Here is a 19,045-nt window from a genome sequence, read left to right on the forward strand (position 1 = left end):
TAATTCCATGGCACATACACAAACAAATCCAACTACCATCGTATGTTACGGTGAAGTTCTTTGGGATATTTTTCCACATGCACGCAAAGCTGGCGGCGCACCTTTTAACGTTGCTTACAACCTAAAACAAATGGGTGTAGATGCGCACATGATTAGTAGAGTGGGCAAAGACGAATTAGGGGATGCACTATTAAAAAAAATTGATAGTTGGAATATTCCGATTAATGATATTCAAGTGGATGATAAATTGGCCACTAGCACAGTGGAAGCTCATATAGACGAACACAATGAAGCGCATTACGATATCATCAATAATGTTGCTTGGGATAATATTCAATACAGACAAGAGGATGCGGAATTATTGAGCAAATCTTCCGCATTTGTATTTGGTAGTTTGGTTACGCGTAATGAAACGTCCAAAAATACATTACATCAATTGATTGAAGCGGCGCCATTTAGAGTATTTGATATCAATTTGCGTCCTCCATTTATTGACTTGAAACGTTTACAAGAACTTTTACATAAAGCCAATCTTGTAAAAATGAATAAAGCGGAATTACGCGAATTACTTGCGGAAGGTGGTAAGAATTATATTTCCGAAGAAGATAGCATGCGTTATTTGCAAGAAAAATATTCTTTGGATGAAATATTGGTTACCAAAGGAAGTAAAGGTGCCGTCTATTTGAATAAAGATACCTTTTATCGTTCTACGGCTATTAAAGTGGAAGTTGTCGATACGGTTGGTAGCGGAGACTCGTTCCTTGCAGGATTTTTGTCAGGTAAATTTTTAGGGTTAAATGAAGAAAACAAACCATTGAGTAATGCTTGTGCTTTAGGCGCATTTATTACCAATCATGAAGGTGCTTGTCCTGATTATACCATGGAAGAATTTAATCAATTTAAACAAGAACAACCCGCACCTGAAACAACGAATTATTCCGCATTAATTAATCAATAATATGTTACAACCAATATTTGGCGCGTCCATGTTGTCATGGGTCGCACCGCAATGGAAGGATGAAAGTGGTATTTATGCTATTAAAAAAGCAGCAGCAGCAGGATTTGACCTTATTGAATTGGGACTGCCGCCTTCCATGGAAATAAATATTTCTGAAATTAAATCCACATTAACGAAAGAAAATATCCAAGTGACTTGTGGATTAAATTTACCCAAAGAAGCGCATATACCTACCCATCCTGATATTGCGATCCATATGATTAAAAAAGCAATCGATATTGCAGAGCAATTGGGAAGCAGATATTTGGGTGGTGTTTTACACGGAGCTATTGGTGTATTTTCTGGTAAAAGCCGTACAAAAGAGGAATCTGACAAATTAATTGAGGTTTGGAATACGGTTGGCGCGTACGCAAAAACAAAAGATATTCAGATCGGAATTGAACCTATTAACAGGTACGAAAGTTATGTTTGCACATCTGGAGAAGAAGTATTAAATTTGATAAACTTATTGGAAGTGGACAATATTTCTCTTCATTTGGATACGTTTCATATGAATATTGAGGAGAACGGTTTTTATCAACCTGTAATCAAAAGCGACAAAAATTTGAAATATTTCCACATGACCGAAAGTGATAGAGGAATGCTTGGCGAAGGAAATGTACATTGGGAGGATTTATTCAAAGCTTTATCAGAAATAAATTATCAGCATCCGTTAGTATTAGAAAATTTTACTAATCAAGTGGATGGAATTGGAAGTCCGACATCCTTATGGCGTCCATCCAAATACAATGCAGACGATCTTGCCAAAGGTAGTTTGGATTTTATGCGAATGATGACCGAAAAATGGAATTAGCGTTGTTTGGTTTGTTATAAATAAAAGGAGAGTGTAAAAGAAATTTCTTTTATGCTCTTTTTTTATGAGCATAATTTATGCATCCGCTTATCTTTGTATCATGTGGAGAATATGCACCAAAGAGTGTCGGCAATTTTTCAGTAGCTTGACAGGCTATATAACAATTATAGCATTCTTATTATTAAATGGACTTTTCTTATTTGTATTTCCAGAGACCAGTATTCTTGATTACGGCTATGCAACATTAGATGGATATTTCTCCATTGCGCCATGGATTTTTTTGATATTGATTCCTATGATTACGATGCGTAGTTTGGCGGAAGAATATAAATCAGGCACGTTTGAATTATTGAAAACACTTCCCCTCTCTCCTGCGCAAATAGCTTGGGGCAAATTTTTGGGTGCGACCTTGATCGTTTTACTTTCTCTATTACCGACTATCATTTATGCTATTTCAATTCAGATGCTGAGCAGTACAGGCGGCATTGATACAGGCAGTACGATTGGCAGTTATATTGGTTTGTTTCTTATTGGTAGTGTGTTTGCAGCAATTGGTGTATGTACCAGCAGTTTTACTTCTAATATTGTGGTTGCATTTATCAGCGGCGTGATTTTGAGTTTATTGATATACAAAGGTTTTGATTCTATTGGCAGTATGAGTTCTTCTAATTTGGGTTATTATATACAAATGTTTGGGCTTAATTTTCATTATAAAAATATCAGCAAAGGAGTAATCGATATCCGAGATGTGTTGTATTTCTTGGGGATTATTTATTTGTGTTTATTAGTGAGCAAAAGAAATATTATTTTAAAATAGGCAATTTTGAATAAGATATTAAAAAATAAATATTGGTGGCTGGTGATCTTGGTTTTATTTTCCATTATTACAATCGTCACGTCTTATATACATTTCACGGTGGATCTAACGGCGGAAAAGAGATTTACGCTGACGCAGCCGACCAAAAATATTTTGGAAAATGTAGAGCAACCTATTGAGGTGCAAGTATTTTTAACTGGAGATCTTCCAACCAATTACAAGAAATTAAATGTTGCAGTCGCCAATCTTTTGGATGAATATAGCGAATTAAGTCACCATAATATCCATTATAGCTTCGAAATTCCTGGAGAGGGAATGCAAGATTCTGTAAAAGCAAATTTGTATGATTCGTTAGCTCGTCTTGGTGTTGTATTTGAAAACAATCAAAATTTTTCTGAAAAAGATCAAAAACAATCTCAACAACTGATCATTCCTTCTGCATTAGTAAGTATTGATGGAAAACGCCCAATTGCGGTAGATTTGCGTAGCAGTAAAACGGTTTTTAAAAATTATAATGTTGTCAATGATATTCCTGTTGAGGATAAAGAAGCAACTTTAAACGCAGCGGAAGCTTTATTGGAATACAAATTTTCCAATGCAATAGACAAACTTACCCGTAAAGACATCCCAGCAATTGCTTACCTCGTCGGCAATGGAGAACCGATAGACTTGACAATTAATGACCTTGGCGAAAGTCTGCGTAATGATTATAGATTAGGTGTCTTAGATTTGAAAAAATCTTACCCGAATCCCAAAGAAATCAATACATTACTCATCGTCAAACCATCCGAATCATTTACAGATGCCGACAAAATCAAATTGGATCAATATGTGATGCATGGCGGTAAGATTATTTGGTTTGTGGACAAATTATATGCGAGTTTGGATAGTATTATGAGCAGCAAGGCGGATTATGTTGCATATGATCGCAATCTGCAATTAGATGATATTTTATTCAAATATGGCGTGCGTATCAATGGAGATTTGGTACAAGATCTCAATTGTGCCAAATTACCCATCGTAGTGGGTTACAATCCAGACAATAGCCCAAGAATGCAACGTATGCCCTGGCCGTATTTTCCATTTCTAAACGCAGTCAACGATAATCCAATTACGAAAAATATAGATCGCGTGTTGCCATTATTTCCCTCAAGCATAGATACCGTCAGCGCAGAAGGAATAACGAAAACGGTATTATTGGCCACAGATACAAATAGTCGCGCAATTGCTTCACCAGCTTTGGTGAGTTTGAATAGTTGGCAAGATGATCCCAATTTTACCACATTCAATAAAGCGCATATTCCCGTTGCCGTCTTATTAGAAGGAAAATTCAAATCTTTGTATGCACACCGATTAACACAAGATGTGATTGACACCATTCAAAGAAATATACAATCAGATTTCCTAAGTGAAGCTAATCAATCAACACAACAAATTGTTGTTGCGAATGCGGGTATTGTAACTAATAGCGTAAACAAAACGACCGGTCCTATGCCGATGGGCGAAATTCCTTTTGATGAGTATAAATTTGCAAACAAAGATTTTCTATTAAATAGTGTAGATTATCTGACAAATAAAAATGGTCTTTTCATTGCTCGAAATAAAACATTCGTACTTCGGCTTTTGGATAAAGATAAAGTGGAAGTGCAAAAAGGAACATGGCAAATAATCAATATCATTATCCCAATTGCGATTGTAATATTCACTGGTTTCTTATTTCAATATAACAGAAAAAGAAAATATCAATTATCTTAGTTCTGAAATTTACTATAAATGACACACACGCAAATAGCATACATCACATTCGGTGTTGTTTTACTCATTGCATTATTGATCGACATATTTGTACTAAGCAAAAAACACCACAAAACCACTATAAAAGAAGCATTAAAACAAACGCTATTTTGGACAGTGCTAGCATTGGCATTTTGGGTATTTGTTTGGGTAGATGAGGGTCCGGTTTATGCGACGAAGTATATCAGTGCCTATTTGATGGAATGGAGTCTAAGTATCGATAATATATTTGTATTTATTCTCATTTTTAGTTTTTTCAAAGTTTCAGACGAAGACACTCCCAATGCTTTGTTATTCGGCGTATTAGCCGCAATTGTATTTAGAGTAATATTTATAGCAATAGGTATTGGTTTAATTCAAAAATTCAGTTGGATCATGTATATTTTCGGTGCAATCCTTTTGTATACTGGAATTAAATTATTTTTTCAAAAAGAAGAAGAGAACTATAATCCTAATGACTCTAAAATTTTCAAATTAATTAATAAAGTATTTACAGTAAGTCATACCAAACCAAACGGAAGATATTTTATCAAAGAAGATGGGAAAAGGAAAATAACAACCTTAGCAGTGGTCGTACTAATATTGGCATTTACCGATATTGCATTTGCTTTGGATAGTATTCCAACTGTAGTTTCGTTGGTAAAAGGCGGTGCAAATCAAGCTTTCAAATCACAAGATATCATGGTAATATATTCAAGTAATATCATGGCAGTATTAGGCTTAAGAAGTTTATTCTTTTTATTGAAAGGTGCAGCAGATAAATTCAAATATTTACAACAAGGAATTGCGTTTATTTTAGTCTTTATAGGCGTAAAAATGTTGATTGAATATTTCCATATTGAAATTTCTATTTATGTATCCTTAATAGTCATATTAGCAAGTGTAATGACGGCAATCTTTTATTCTTTATATAAGGAAAAAAGCACTAAAATCTAACTTACGGATGCGTAAGAAAATACATTTCTTACACTTATAATTCTATAAACAATTCATTCTAATAATTAATATTCTATTTTTAGAAATTATTTATATATAAAATTTTCTATTATAAAGTTTGGATTTATTTGTTAATTTGAAATCTTAAACGCCAATATAAACGATGAGTACTTTAAGCTATTTGTCGATGACTTGCTCGTAATGTATGGGGGTTCCGTCAGCCTTGACACCCTCCACCACGACGAGCATTTTTTTGGCAATGCTGTTGGTTTCAAACTTGATGTCCAGAGTGGGATTGTCTTTACTGAGGGTAACTCCGGGTTCCCAATACAATGTCTTGCGTCGGTCAGGTATACTTTTGTCTTTAGCTGCCATAGACTGGCCAAAGGGAATATAGGATGTATAACCAATTATCGACTTCCCCCAATTGTGGGCAATACGAGCTTTCAAAGACGGATCATGGTATTTTTTAGTGTAAATCAAAATGGTTGAATCAGGTCTTGGAAGAAAACGGACAAATGCGATTTGAGGTAATACAAGATCTGATACTCCCTCTGGAGACATTTCTATCTCATCTAAAAAAGCTTTATTTACGGGAAGTTTACTAGGATTTGACGGATTATAACCAAAACCTGGCAGTTTTCCCAACAACAAATCCCAAAGCTTAGCCCCTCCGAGGTAAACAGACGGATCATTTTCAAAGTTGATGTCGTAAGCAGCTCTTCCATTATCATATTGCAACTTCATTAAATCAGACATATAAATGTCTCTGACTGAGTCCGCCTTGGTTCTCCATTTTGGTGCTTGGACGACCACTTTTGGTAGCACGTGATGCCCTCTTGATGTGTCGCCATAGAAACTGATCCAAGTAGGTTGGATAATTTCGGATGTTTGAGTATTGCTTTTTACGTATGATAGACTAACGCGGTTGCTAGAATACGGGGATTTCGAGAAAGCCGAAGGCGGAAGGGAATCAACATCAAGCGAAAGCTTTTCCTGACCCTTGGCAAGTGCAAGATAGCAAGTGTCAAAAAGAACGATAGTGCTATCATGAAAATACCCATTTGCATCTATCGCAAGTTTCAAAGGCTGGTAACCTCCTTCACTACGCAAAATCAAGGAGATATCTGTTGATTGTATTTTACCTTTTACCTTGCCAGATAAGGAAAAATAGTTTTTATTTTCGGAAAAGGATTGTTTGGATTTTGTCAACACACTGCATCTCAATACTTCGTCCAATGCTTGGATAGAGGCTGGATCATTTTTTTGCAATGCACTATCAGGAATATTCTTACCTAATTGTAGCCACCCTTTTATATTGGACGGCTCTTTGAATACTGTATCTCTTATAGAAATAGAAAGTCTGACTGGAATTGAATCTTGGTAATTCAGTTGTAAGCCTTTTGTTGCGCTTCCTGCTTTCGTTACGTCGACTAGGTTAAAAAAAATTGGTTCTTTTTCTCTAGAAGGTACATAAATAGGACGGTATAAAAGAATTTCTCCATTTTTGTCAGAAAGAAACAGTTGCATTTTACCCGTGGGTAGTGTCCTCGTTTTTATTTCCACGAATCCACTATCCCTATTTTTCAGGAGGAAGATTGACTGATAAACAATCTCTCCGTCCATATATCCTATGAGATTCATCGAGTCGGAGAGAAAGTTCTTTGTTTTTCGAAACATTACAACCACAGAATTTGGATAGGTTGTAGCTTCCATTGCGATACCCTCGCTTTGCGCTACTGGCAGTACGATATCTGTCGCTCCAATACGGTAGGTTTTTCCCAGTTCCGGAACGAAGTCGAAGGTTCCGTATTGTTTCCCCATTGTCAATATGGGTTGGACGGTATCACCCAAATTCGACAAAAGGTACAGATTGTTTTCTTGTAAACCGTCTAAATGGTAACCAATTCTGTTACTTACACCAGCAACTAAGGATCCTCCTTCTGGAAAAATACGCATATGCTGGGATGCGGACCCCATCCTCCCCAATATTGGTATCTCTTTATGAAAAGCAAGGTAGGAATCGTTCCGGATCATAGCACTTGTGTAGGCTATGGCTTTAAAGTTGGCTCCTTCATAAAAGGTAGGCACAACCCATTGTCCAGCAGCCGTTGCATTAACGATAGGGTAGGCTTGGTGTGCCAACAGGCTGTCGCTACTACTAAACCAATCCACGAACATTGTTTTGGAATCCGTTCCAGGAATGCCATTATTGCTTAAGAATGCTTGAAAATGAACTGTGTCGCCCTCAGAATAAGTGACATTGTCGAAACTTAGATATATTGTTTGCGTAGTAGATATAGGATATTGTGCATTCAATATCTTAGGTATAGACAATAAAGCTATTACCATAGACATTATCATCACAGAAAATCTGAATGAATATCTAGTCATTTGCTCATTTATTTACAGAGTATATTAAAAATATTCATTTAAAATAACTCAATTAAAAACAGTTATATAGTAGAATAAAGTTAAATGAAATTATTTAATTAAAAACCACATAATATTATTCGTAAATAATAAACGAAGTTTTAGATTAAATACAACATTTATAAATACTTAATGCTCTAATGTATTTTATTCTTTGTTTGAAACCAAAGCGTACAATATGTATAAGAGAGAGTAATAGTTAGTAAAAATAGTAGTAGTACTATAAATTGCAGAATCACTTATATTAGGTACTAAATGTATGTGTTTGTGTATTTGTATATGTCCGCAAGCATGTTGATATATGTATAAAACAAAACAGCCTTTGTGATTTCTCACAAAGGCTGTAAAATAAATATGGCAGTTACCTACTCTCCCAGGGACAAGGCCCAAGTACCATCGGCCATAAGGGGCTTAACTTCTCTGTTCGGTATGGGAAGAGGTGAACACCCTTGGTAAGACCACCATAAAAAGGTTATACTTCGTAAATCATAAATCATAATTTATCATAAATCTTAATTCATAAATACTCCATATTTAATATCGTGACATATTGAAAAACTACTCTCTTTTTAATTTTATAAAGCTTACGGGCTATTAGTACTGCTCAGCTAAGATGTTACCACCTGTACACCTGCAGCCTATCAACGTAGTCGTCTCCTACGACCCTTAACAGTAAACTCATCTTGAGATAGGTTTCACGCTTAGATGCTTTCAGCGTTTATCCTGTCTGTACATAGCTACCCAGCAATGCAATTGGCATCACAACTGGTACACCAGCGGTACATACGCTCCGGTCCTCTCGTACTAAGAGCATGTTCCCTCAATTTACTTGCGCCCACCACAGATAGGGACCGAACTGTCTTGCGACGTTCTGAACCCAGTTCGCGTGCCACTTTAATCGGCGAACAGCCGAACCCTTGGGACCTTCTCCAGCCCCAGGATGTGACGAACCGACATCGAGGTGCCAAACCTTACCGTCGATATGAGCTCTTGGGTAAGATCAGCCTGTTATCCCCGGAGTACCTTTTATCCTTTGAGCGATGGCCCTTCCATACAGAACCACCGGATCACTTTAGCCGACTTTCGTCCCTGTTCGACGTGTCTGTCTCACAGTCAAGCACCCTTATACCAATATGCTCTGCGTACGATTACCAACCGTACTGAGGGTACCTTTGCAAGCCTCCGTTACTTTTTAGGAGGCGACCACCCCAGTCAAACTACCCGCCATACAATGTCCCCAATCGCATTGGGTTAGGTCCTAAACAACAGAAGGTTGGTATTTCAACAGTGACTCCCCGACTCCTGGCGAAGCCGGCTCATAGTCTCCCAACTATCCTACACATCGGTTGTTCAAGATCAATGTAAAGCTGTAGTGAAGGTTCACGGGGTCTTTCCGTCCCGTGGCGGGTAACCGGCATCTTCACCGATACTACAATTTCACCGGGCTCGTGGAGGAGACAGTGTGCAACTCATTAGACCATTCGTGCAGGTCGGAACTTACCCGACAAGGAATTTCGCTACCTTAGGACCGTTATAGTTACGGCCGCCGTTTACTGGGGCTTCAGTCAGAAGCTTTGGATTACTCCGAACATCCTTCCTTAACCTTCCAGCACCGGGCAGGCATCAGGCTCTATACTTCATCTTTCGATTTCGCAGGGCCCTGTGTTTTTGTTAAACAGTTGGTCGCACCATTTTATTGAAACCACATTGCTGTGGTACGCTTTATCCCGAAGTTACAGCGTTAATTTGCCTAGTTCCTTCTCCACGGCTCACCCGAGCGCCTTAGAATACTCTTCCCATCCACCTGTGTCGGTTTACGGTACCAGCCGCTATACTCGCTTTTCTTGGAACCTTCTCCCCTTCTTCACTTTGTCCGTAGACTCCGTTCAACGCACTATTCCGTAAGTACGTAGAAAGCTTGAAGATCCGTCACTTTTAATGTATAGCAGGTTCAGGAATATTAACCTGATTGCCATCAGCTTCCCCTTTCGGGTACACCTAAGGACTGGACTAACCCTGATCCGATTAACGTTGATCAGGAACCCTTGGATTTTCGGCGTTAAAGTTTTTCACTTTAATTATCGTTACTTATACCTACATTTTCTTTTGAAATCGCTCCACCATACGTCGCCATACGGCTTCGGTGCAATTTCAATGCTCCCCTACCAATGATACACTTAAGTGTACTATTACAGAGCTTCGGTTCATGGTTTGATACCCGATCATTTTCCGTGCAGAATCTCTCGACCAGTGAGCTGTTACGCACTCTTTAAATGAATGGCTGCTTCCGAGCAAACATCCTGGCTGTCCTAGAAATTCCACCTCGTTTGTTTAACTTAACCATGTATTGGGGACCTTAGCTGCTGTTCTGGGTTATTTCCCTCTCGGCCCTGCACCTTAGCGCACAAAGCCTCACTGCTGCAGATATTTGTTAGCATTCGGAGTTTGTCAGGATTTGGCAGGCGGTGAAGCCCCCTAGTCCAATCAGTAGCTCTACCTCTAACAAAATTCTTAATGCAACGCTGTTCCTAAAAACATTTCGGGGAGAACGAGCTATCTCTCAGTTTGATTGGCCTTTCACCCCTATCCACACGTCATCCCAAGACTTTTCAACGTCAACGGGTTCGGTCCTCCAGTTTGTGTTACCAAACCTTCAACCTGCACATGGATAGATCACAAAGTTTCGCGTCTACACCTACTGACTATGCGCCCTATTCGGACTCGCTTTCGCTACGGCTCCATTTTTTAAAAACTTAACCTCGCCAGTAAATAGTAACTCGTAGGTTCATTATGCAAAAGGCACGCCGTCACTTCTTGCGAAGCTCCGACCGCTTGTAGGCGTACGGTTTCAGGTACTATTTCACTCCGTTGTTCACGGTTCTTTTCACCTTTCCCTTACGGTACTGGTTCACTATCGGTGTCTGAGGAGTATTTAGCCTTACCAGATGGTGCTGGCAGATTCACACAGGATTCCTCCGGTCCCGCGCTACTCAGGATACTGCTCGTCCTAGTTAATTTCTGTTTACACGGCTTTCACGCTCTGCGGCTTACCTTTCCAGGTAATTCTACTTGATAACTATTTCTAAATGCAGTCCTACAACCCCGATACCGCACGCGGTATCGGTTTGGGCTATTTCCTGTTCGCTCGCCACTACTTGGGAAATCATTTAATTATTTTCTTTTCCTCTCCCTACTTAGATGTTTCAGTTCAGGAGGTTGGCTCTCTTGCGAGTGCTATATCTTCAATATAGCGGGTTGTCCCATTCGGAGATCTTGGGATATAATGCTCGTGTGCAGCTCTCCCAAGCTTTTCGCAGCTTACCACGTCCTTCTTCGCCTCTCAGACCCTAGGCATCCACCATACGCCCTTATTTCACTTTAAATTTCTTTATTTACCCTGTCTAATAGTGTGGTGATCACACTATTAAACAGCATTGATTTCGTTTTCCAATATGTCAAAGATCTTTTGAGTTATAAGTAATAAGTGATGAGTTATAAGTAATTGAATACTTACGACTTAAGACTGACTACTTCTTACTCACTGTGGAGGATAACGGATTCAAACCGTTGACCCCCTGCGTGCAAAGCAGGTGCTCTAGTCAACTGAGCTAATCCCCCGAGTTATTTAACTCGTAGACCCGCCCAGATTTGAACTGGGGACCTCTACATTATCAGTGTAGCGCTCTAACCAACTGAGCTACGAGTCTGTCTATATAGCGACTCTTCGCCCTGAGGCATGAGCTGCATCCCTTACGCCCTTTCTTCTTATCTATAAGAACTTTTCTTCTGTACTCTCGTACAATATTTTTAAAAGACAATAAAACTACTAAATATTAAAAACCTTCGTATCTCTAAAAAGGAGGTATTCCAGCCGCACCTTCCGGTACGGCTACCTTGTTACGACTTAGCCCCAATTACTAGTTTTACCCTAGGCGGATCCTTTCGGTTACCGACTTTAGGTACACCCAGCTTTCATGGCTTGACGGGCGGTGTGTGCAAGGTCCGGGAACGTATTCACCGTAGCATTGCTGATCTACGATTACTAGCGATTCCAGCTTCACGGAGTCGAGTTGCAGACTCCGATCCGAACTGAGATAAGGTTTTTGAGATTCGCGCCTTGTCACCAAGTGGCTGCTCTTTGTCCTTACCATTGTAGTACGTGTGTAGCCCCGGGCATAAAGGCCATGATGATTTGACATCATCCCCTCCTTCCTCGCGCCTTACGGCGGCAGTCTCATTAGAGTGCCCAGCTTAACCTGATGGCAACTAACGATAGGGGTTGCGCTCGTTGCGGGACTTAACCCAACACCTCACGGCACGAGCTGACGACAACCATGCAGCACCTTGTTTCGTGTATATTGCTATAAATAGACCTTTCAATCTACGTCACTCACATTCTAGCCCGGGTAAGGTTCCTCGCGTATCATCGAATTAAACCACATACTCCACCGCTTGTGCGGACCCCCGCCAATTCCTTTGAGTTTCAACCTTGCGGTCGTACTTCCCAGGTGGATTACTTAATGCTTTCGCTCAGACACTTACTATCGTATCGCAAATGTCGAGTAATCATCGTTTAGGGCGTGGACTACCAGGGTATCTAATCCTGTTCGCTACCCACGCTTTCGTGCCTCAGCGTCAATCGTCCTTTAGTCAGCTGCCTTCGCAATCGGTGTTCTATAACATATCTATGCATTTCACCGCTACATGTTATATTCCGCTGACCTCAGCGACATTCAAGATCTATAGTATCAAAGGCAGTTTGTAGGTTAAGCCTACAGATTTCACCTCTGACTTATAAATCCGCCTGCGCACCCTTTAAACCCAGTGAATCCGGATAACGCTTGCACCCTCCGTATTACCGCGGCTGCTGGCACGGAGTTAGCCGGTGCTTATTCTTCTGGTACTGTCAAATATCTTAGAAAAGATGGTTTTCGCCCCAGATAAAAGAAGTTTACAATCCAGAGGACCTTCATCCTTCACGCGGCATGGCTGGTTCAGACTTTCGTCCATTGACCAATATTCCTTACTGCTGCCTCCCGTAGGAGTTGGGCCCGTGTCTCAGTGCCCATGTGGCTGATCATGCTCTCACATCAGCTAATGATCGTGGTCTTGGTGGGCCGTTACCCCGCCAACTAACTAATCATACGCACATCCGTCTTATCCCCTTACGTTTAATATTCTACTCATGCGAACAAAATATACTATGGAGTATTAATCCGGTTTTCACCGGGCTATCCTCCAGGATAAGGTTGGTTATGTACGTGTTCCGCACCCGTTTGCCGGTCGCCACCATCCGAAGACGTGCTGCCCCTCGACTTGCATGTATTAAGCCTGCCGCTAGCGTTCATCCTGAGCCAGGATCAAACTCTCCATTGTAAATGTTGTTGTTTGACCCGACTAGCTTCTCTCGAAATCTATTCGGTTCTTGTTGTTTTTTCGTTTATACTTCAGGTTCTTTTTACCCTTCGTTTTACTGTCTTTCAAAGATCTTTTAAAACTACTCTCTAGTAATCTTATTGCCAAATGTTAACCTCTCAGCCAATCATCCGTTCCGCTTAGCGGGTTGCAAAGGTAAGTGATTATTTTTATTTAAACAAAATTTATTTTTTATTTATTTTTCTAACTTACTCATTTTCAAGAACTTATCTCGTTATTCGCTTCCGTTTAACGGGTTGCAAAAGTAAACCAAATATTTAACTTAAACAAATTTTATTTAAATCTTTTTTCACCCTTTCTTAGAACTCTCCCCCCACTTCCGTAAGGGGGCGCAAAAATACACAATTATTTCATCTGGCAAAATATTTTGAGAAGTTTTTTAAAAAAAATTAGAAATGCTTGCGTAAAGCTGGTAATGCAAGGATAATCGCTATTAAGAATAGTAATGCACCAATAATAAATGGCATCCCGGGAAAATAGAGCAATGCATTTTTACTAGAAAAGTACGCAAACAAATTATTCATAATCAACGGGCCTAAAATAGATGTCACACTCATAAGACTCGTCATACCACCTTGTAATTCTCCTTGTTCGTTAACAGCAACTTGACTCGAAATGGCTGCTTGTATCGCAGGTCCACAAATACCCCCTAAACAATATATAGGCAAAATTGCATACATCATCCATGAAGTTGTCGCAAATGCAAACAATAACATTCCTAATGCGAAAAGCAACAATCCATACACAATAGCTTTTTTTGAACCTAGCACAGGCATAATTTTACCTATAAGAACTCCTTGAACCAACATCACCAAAACACCTATAATACCCAAAGAAACCCCGACTTGTTGCTCTGACCAATTAAATTTGAACATAGTATAATATGTCCATGTAGATTGTACTGCATGTCCCCCCAAATAAAAAAGTGTCAAAGTAACCATCAAACCTGCAATTACTGGATATTTGCGTAGCTGAATTAAAGAACCAATTGGATTCGCTCTTTTCCACTCGAATTTTCTTCTATTTTCATTTTTTAAAGATTCAGGTAGAATGAAGTAGCCATATATGAAATTAGCAAATGCTAAGATTGCAGCAATATAAAATGGAACACGCGAACCATATTTTGCAAAGAAACCTCCGATTACAGGTCCTATAACAAAGCCTAAACCAAATGCAACACCAATCAATCCAAAATTTTGTGCTCGTTTTTCAGGAGTACTGACATCAGCAATATATGCAGAACCTGTTGTAAAACTTGCGCCAGCGATACCAGCTAAAGCACGCCCAACAAATAACCAAGAAAGAGAAGGGGCTTTTGCCTGAAACAAATAATCGATAGCCATACCTAATAAGGAAAACAACAAAATAGGTCTCCGTCCAAATCGATCACTTAATCCTCCCAAAACGGGCGAAAATAAAAATTGCATCACCGCATAAGTAAAGATGAGCCATCCTCCATAAACAGATGCTTTTTCGATACCTTGTCCTGATAATTCTTCAATTAATTTTGGAACAACAGGAATGATGATAGCAATGCCGATAACGTCAATCAAAAGCGTAATAAATATGAAAAAGATGGCACGTTGTGTAGGAGCTTTTTTCACATCAGTCATATAGAAATGGATATTTAATGCGTAAATATAATTGAAATAAATATCCTTTATAAAAATATACAATTACATAACGGGAGATGGCGTAATTACCTCTGTAGGATAAGCAACCTCTACCAAAAACAACCCCTTTCCAGGAGCAGAGAAATCGGCTTTGGTACAATCATGCGCAGCTAAAATAGCTGCAAAATCATCAAAAGAAAAATAACCTCTACCTACTTTTAACAATGTAGCTACTAATGCCCGTACCATACCTCTCAAAAAACGATTACCGCGAATATTAAAAACGATTTGTTCATTGTCCATAGACCATTCCGCCTTGAATATTTCACAGAAATGATTATTTACTTGTGTATTCTTTTTAGAAAAAGATGAAAAATCATGTCGTCCTAAAACGAGCGCAGTAGCTGCCTTCAATTTATCCCAATCCATTGTATATGGATAATAATAAGACGTATCTTGAATGAATGGATTTTTCGATTGATGAATATAATATTTGTATTCTCTAGTATTAGCATCAAATCGAGCATGCGCTTCCGCACCTACTTCCACGATCCGCTTGATCACAATATCAGGAGATACCATGGAATTAAGATTATACACTTTTCCCATTGGAAAAGCTCCTGCTATATCAAAATGAAAATAGTTTTGTAAGGCATGAACACCAGCATCTGTACGAGAAGATCCCGTAAGAATAATGGGATCTTTCAATAATTTTAGAAGTGCATTTTGAATCTCTCCTTGGATGGTTTTTCCAGTATTTTGTATTTGAAAACCATTAAAATTGGTGCCTTTATAGCACACTTCCAAGAAATAACGCATTGGCAATGACTCGAGTTATGAGTTAATTTTTGTTAATTAAAGCTTCGAATTGTGATTTGTAATTTTTATCCAACAATTGAGATTCTAATGATTTGTATTGACCACCATCGTAAACATTTGGATAAAGTAAACGATATAAAGAGAATCTTGATGCATCACTCAATAACAAATCACCCAATTGTTTGATCTGTGCTGTATAAACACATTTTGTATCAATAGCTTTTCTTGCAACCAAAATCATTTCATCATCAGAATTTTTAGCAATCATTTTCTTTTTGATTTTATCCAAATCTTTATCTGATAATTGGTCTGTGCAAGTGCTGTTGAAAATTTCATTACCAGAAGCCGTTGTGACACTTTTATCTTTTGTTTTAACAACTTCCTTTTTGGTTGATTCTTCAGATTTCGATTCATCATCAGAAAATGCTGCTAAATTATCATTGGAGGTGGCTGTCTTTTTAGTGGTACCTTTGTAGAAAGGATTGCTACTATCATTTTTTGCATCCGAAGTTGTGTTATTGTTATTGGTATTAGCAGCAACGTCACTTTTCTCTATATTATTTGTAGACGCCACTTCATTTGAGGTGGTGGCTTCATCACTTGGGATAAATGCAGTAATTGTATCCGTATTATTCGCAGAAGTTGAAACAAATTCAAGTGAGATACCTCTCCTATCTTTACGTTCTTGCGTTTTTATCATGCTACGAACATCACTATCGACAACTGTTTTCTCTTGATTATCCTCTGCTGTATAATCTGATTCTTTGAAAGTAGGCTTGGCATTATTAACTCGGGTAATAGCACGTTCTTTATTTTTTATAATTTCGTTGCTCACACGACCTTCCGTAACAGGTTTAGATGTATCTAAACCTGTAGATTTTTCTGCCATTACCGCTTTTGCCTTTTTAGCATCTGCTATCGCTTTGTAATTAGTTGTATCATTAGACGTTTTTGCAAGCAAAGCACCAAAAGATGCGTTATTATCCGATTTATCCGAAGGTGTAGTAGTTTCTGTTGCTGCAGTTTGTTGACTTCCATCTTCTACCACAGCAAGCGTTTCACCAGTTTGTCTATTTACAACGCTCCAAATATCACCCGTCTTTTTCAAACGATAACCAGCATCGGTACCTGCAATATTGCACAAGTATGTTTTAGCTGGATATTTATCTTGTGGGAAACCAATCGTAATATTATATTTTCCATCTTTCAATTTGGAAATAATCAAATAACCAACAGAAGAAGAACTATAAGTTTTGCTATTTAAGATAACATAAAATGGTTGCTGACCATCGGATTGTATATATATAAAATGTGTACGAGTATCACTTTGTGCAAAACTCGAAATCGTTAATAATGAACATATTACAAATAAAAATCCTAATGATACCTTTTTATATATAGACATACTACTTTGTAATTTAAAAACGCAAAATTAATTTTTCGGGATAAAATCTCCAATTAAATACATGAATTACGCAAACATAATGCCGTAAGTAAATGATTTAATTAGAATCAATCCGAAAACACCAACCTTAATCTTGTAATTTGGAACCATAAGCAAGATCACCTGCATCCCCTAATCCAGGAACGATATAAGATTTCGCAGTCATTTCTTCATCAATATCACCACACCAAATAGTCACATTACTTCCTAAACCTTTCTCTACGTACTCCACTCCTTGCGTACAAGCTATCGCACATACTACGTGAATTTGGCTAGGATTGCCTTGATCTTTCAAAGCATGAACAGCACTCACCAATGATGCTCCAGTTGCGATCATCGGATCCACAACGATCAAAATCCTATTATCCAAGGATGGGCTACTGATATATTCTACTTTAATTTCAAATGAACCATCTTTGTGATGTTTACGATAAGCAGAAATAAATGCATTGTCTGCATGGTCAAAATAATTCAACACACCGCCGTGCATTGGCAAACCAGCTCTTAAAATCGTAGAAACGACAGGTTGCGCTTCCAATACTTTGCTATTATGAATACCTAATGGCGTTTCAATTTCTTTTTCAACATATGGTAAAGTCTTACTTAATTCATAAGAGATAGCTTCTCCGATACGTTCTAAATTTCTTCTAAAACGCATTCTGTCTCCCTGTACATGGACATTTCTAAGTTCACTTACCCAATTACTGATCAAGCTGTGACTTTCACTCATATTTATTACCATAATGCGAAGATATTGTCTGTATACGAATTACTCAAATAAACGATAAAATTGATAAGAATTGCCCAATTGAAAAATATGCCATTTTTTTGCATTGAAAATAGTAAAAAAATGATTTACAGAGCAATAGGATTAATGAGCGGTTCTTCTTTAGATGGTTTGGATATCGCAATGGTCGAGTTTGAAGAAGTAAGAGGTCAATGGAATTATAATGTAGAAGCTGCAGATACAATTGCATATTCTGATGAGTGGAAAAATAAATTACAATCAGCTACGCAAATGAATGCAAGAGATTATCTGCATTTGCATAGTGAATACGGTCTTTATTTGGGTAAATTAACCCAAGAATTTATAGAAAATAACCACTTGGAGCATCGCGTGCAAATGATTGCTTCTCACGGACATACAACGTTTCACGAACCACAAAATCAATTCACTGCACAATTGGGAGACGGCGCAGCCATTGCAGCCGAAACAAATATAAATGTGGTCAGTGATTTAAGAGCTTTGGATGTTGCATTGGGTGGACAAGGTGCGCCCATCGTACCCATGGGTGAAAAATTTCTTTTTCCCGACTACGGATATTATTTAAATATTGGCGGCATTACCAATATTTCCATTCAATCTGAGGATAAAATTATAGCCTTTGATGTAGCTCCTGCAAATCGTATTTTAAATCTTTTAGCTGCCAAAAAAGGACAAGAATTTGATGGAGACGGAAATATCGCGGCCGCGGGGAAAGTAGACACCGCCTTATTAACCAAGTTAAATAGTTTGGATTATTATAAAAATTCGGGAGCAAAATCCTTGGCAAACGATTTCGGTACAGATACAATTTTCCCAATTATCGAAAATGCGCAATTATCGACAGAGGATGCCATGGCGACCTATATCGAACATATCGCTATGCAAATTGGTTATGCGGTTTCAGCCAATCCTCGTCCCAAAAATTCCAATAAAATGTTGATTACTGGTGGTGGCGCTTTCAATGCTTTTTTAATCAAACGTATTAGTTATTTTATGAAACAATACGGAATTGAAGTGGTCATCCCAGAAAAAGATACCGTTGCATTCAAAGAAGCAATCATCATGGCATTTTTAGGTCTTTTACGTTGGAGAGAAGAAAATACGACATTAGCAACCGTGACAGGCGCAAGTAGAAATAGTATTGGTGGTGCTATTTGGATGGGACAAGAATATTAA

Annotated in this window: 11 protein-coding genes, 2 tRNA genes and 3 rRNA genes; 6 read left to right on the forward strand and 10 right to left on the reverse strand. The window is 38.4% G+C overall.

The annotated features are described in order from the left end of the window. The first annotated feature begins 7 nt into the window (after positions 1-7). The 5 genes from E0W69_RS12670 (at position 8) to E0W69_RS12690 (ending at position 5,358) form a co-directional block, all read left to right on the forward strand. Complete coding sequence (locus E0W69_RS12670) at positions 8-958, forward strand: carbohydrate kinase family protein (RefSeq protein WP_131330424.1); 951 nt, start codon at positions 8-10, stop codon at positions 956-958. A gap of 1 nt (position 959) precedes the next feature. Beyond that, positions 960-1,811 (forward strand): sugar phosphate isomerase/epimerase family protein, encoded by an 852-nt coding sequence (locus tag E0W69_RS12675; RefSeq protein ID WP_131330425.1) that lies wholly within the window; start codon positions 960-962, stop codon positions 1,809-1,811. Between the two features lie 100 nt (positions 1,812-1,911). After that, on the forward strand, positions 1,912-2,628 hold the full coding sequence (locus E0W69_RS12680) for an ABC transporter permease (RefSeq protein WP_131331960.1): 717 nt from the start codon (positions 1,912-1,914) through the stop codon (positions 2,626-2,628). 6 nt (positions 2,629-2,634) lie between these two features. Continuing rightward, the gene (gene gldG / locus E0W69_RS12685; RefSeq protein ID WP_225321250.1) at positions 2,635-4,383 is read left to right on the forward strand and encodes a gliding motility-associated ABC transporter substrate-binding protein GldG; all 1,749 of its coding nucleotides are present in this window, start codon (positions 2,635-2,637) and stop codon (positions 4,381-4,383) included. 18 nt (positions 4,384-4,401) lie between these two features. Continuing rightward, positions 4,402-5,358 (forward strand): TerC/Alx family metal homeostasis membrane protein, encoded by a 957-nt coding sequence (locus tag E0W69_RS12690; protein WP_131330427.1) that lies wholly within the window; start codon positions 4,402-4,404, stop codon positions 5,356-5,358. Between the two features lie 177 nt (positions 5,359-5,535). Here the strand turns inward: E0W69_RS12690 and E0W69_RS12695 are convergent, their stop codons facing one another. The 10 genes from E0W69_RS12695 to upp all read right to left on the reverse strand — a co-directional run bounded on the left by E0W69_RS12695 (position 5,536) and on the right by upp (position 17,833). Then, a complete protein-coding gene (locus E0W69_RS12695) occupies positions 5,536-7,752 on the reverse strand; it encodes a hypothetical protein (RefSeq protein ID WP_131330428.1) in 2,217 nt (738 codons plus the stop codon). 391 nt (positions 7,753-8,143) lie between these two features. Then, a 5S ribosomal RNA gene (rrf, locus tag E0W69_RS12700) occupies positions 8,144-8,257 on the reverse strand. A gap of 108 nt (positions 8,258-8,365) precedes the next feature. Continuing rightward, a 23S ribosomal RNA gene (locus E0W69_RS12705) occupies positions 8,366-11,174 on the reverse strand. 161 nt (positions 11,175-11,335) lie between these two features. Continuing rightward, positions 11,336-11,409, reverse strand: a tRNA-Ala gene (locus E0W69_RS12710). 15 nt (positions 11,410-11,424) lie between these two features. After that, positions 11,425-11,498 (reverse strand) — tRNA-Ile (locus E0W69_RS12715). Positions 11,499-11,646: 148 nt separating this feature from the next. Next, a 16S ribosomal RNA gene (locus tag E0W69_RS12720) occupies positions 11,647-13,167 on the reverse strand. The 16S, 23S and 5S rRNA genes sit together here with 2 tRNA genes alongside, the layout of an rRNA operon. Before the next feature lie 449 nt (positions 13,168-13,616). Beyond that, complete coding sequence (locus tag E0W69_RS12725; protein WP_131330429.1) at positions 13,617-14,840, reverse strand: TCR/Tet family MFS transporter; 1,224 nt, start codon at positions 14,838-14,840, stop codon at positions 13,617-13,619. Positions 14,841-14,903: 63 nt separating this feature from the next. Then, positions 14,904-15,659, reverse strand: a complete 756-nt coding sequence (truA, locus tag E0W69_RS12730; protein ID WP_131330430.1) for a tRNA pseudouridine(38-40) synthase TruA — start codon at positions 15,657-15,659, stop codon at positions 14,904-14,906. A 22-nt stretch (positions 15,660-15,681) separates the two neighbouring features. Continuing rightward, the gene (locus E0W69_RS12735; RefSeq protein ID WP_131330431.1) at positions 15,682-17,064 is read right to left on the reverse strand and encodes a DUF4476 domain-containing protein; all 1,383 of its coding nucleotides are present in this window, start codon (positions 17,062-17,064) and stop codon (positions 15,682-15,684) included. A gap of 127 nt (positions 17,065-17,191) precedes the next feature. Then, a complete protein-coding gene (upp, locus tag E0W69_RS12740; RefSeq protein ID WP_225321251.1) occupies positions 17,192-17,833 on the reverse strand; it encodes a uracil phosphoribosyltransferase in 642 nt (213 codons plus the stop codon). Positions 17,834-17,953: 120 nt separating this feature from the next. Between upp and E0W69_RS12745 the strand changes: the two genes are divergently transcribed. Continuing rightward, the gene (locus E0W69_RS12745) at positions 17,954-19,045 is read left to right on the forward strand and encodes an anhydro-N-acetylmuramic acid kinase (protein ID WP_131330433.1); all 1,092 of its coding nucleotides are present in this window, start codon (positions 17,954-17,956) and stop codon (positions 19,043-19,045) included.

This window comes from Rhizosphaericola mali, from assembly GCF_004337365.2.
Lineage (GTDB): Bacteria > Bacteroidota > Bacteroidia > Chitinophagales > Chitinophagaceae > Rhizosphaericola > Rhizosphaericola mali.

Coding starts and splice junctions, on each gene's coding strand:
- E0W69_RS12670 (WP_131330424.1), top strand. CDS start 8: ATGGCACATACACAAACAAATCCAACTACCATCGTATGTTACGGTGAA.
- E0W69_RS12675 (WP_131330425.1), top strand. CDS start 960: ATGTTACAACCAATATTTGGCGCGTCCATGTTGTCATGGGTCGCACCG.
- E0W69_RS12680 (WP_131331960.1), top strand. CDS start 1,912: ATGTGGAGAATATGCACCAAAGAGTGTCGGCAATTTTTCAGTAGCTTG.
- E0W69_RS12690 (WP_131330427.1), top strand. CDS start 4,402: ATGACACACACGCAAATAGCATACATCACATTCGGTGTTGTTTTACTC.
- E0W69_RS12695 (WP_131330428.1), bottom strand. CDS start 7,752: ATGACTAGATATTCATTCAGATTTTCTGTGATGATAATGTCTATGGTA.
- E0W69_RS12725 (WP_131330429.1), bottom strand. CDS start 14,840: ATGACTGATGTGAAAAAAGCTCCTACACAACGTGCCATCTTTTTCATA.
- truA (WP_131330430.1), bottom strand. CDS start 15,659: ATGCGTTATTTCTTGGAAGTGTGCTATAAAGGCACCAATTTTAATGGT.
- E0W69_RS12735 (WP_131330431.1), bottom strand. CDS start 17,064: ATGTCTATATATAAAAAGGTATCATTAGGATTTTTATTTGTAATATGT.
- upp (WP_225321251.1), bottom strand. CDS start 17,833: ATGAGTGAAAGTCACAGCTTGATCAGTAATTGGGTAAGTGAACTTAGA.
- E0W69_RS12745 (WP_131330433.1), top strand. CDS start 17,954: ATGATTTACAGAGCAATAGGATTAATGAGCGGTTCTTCTTTAGATGGT.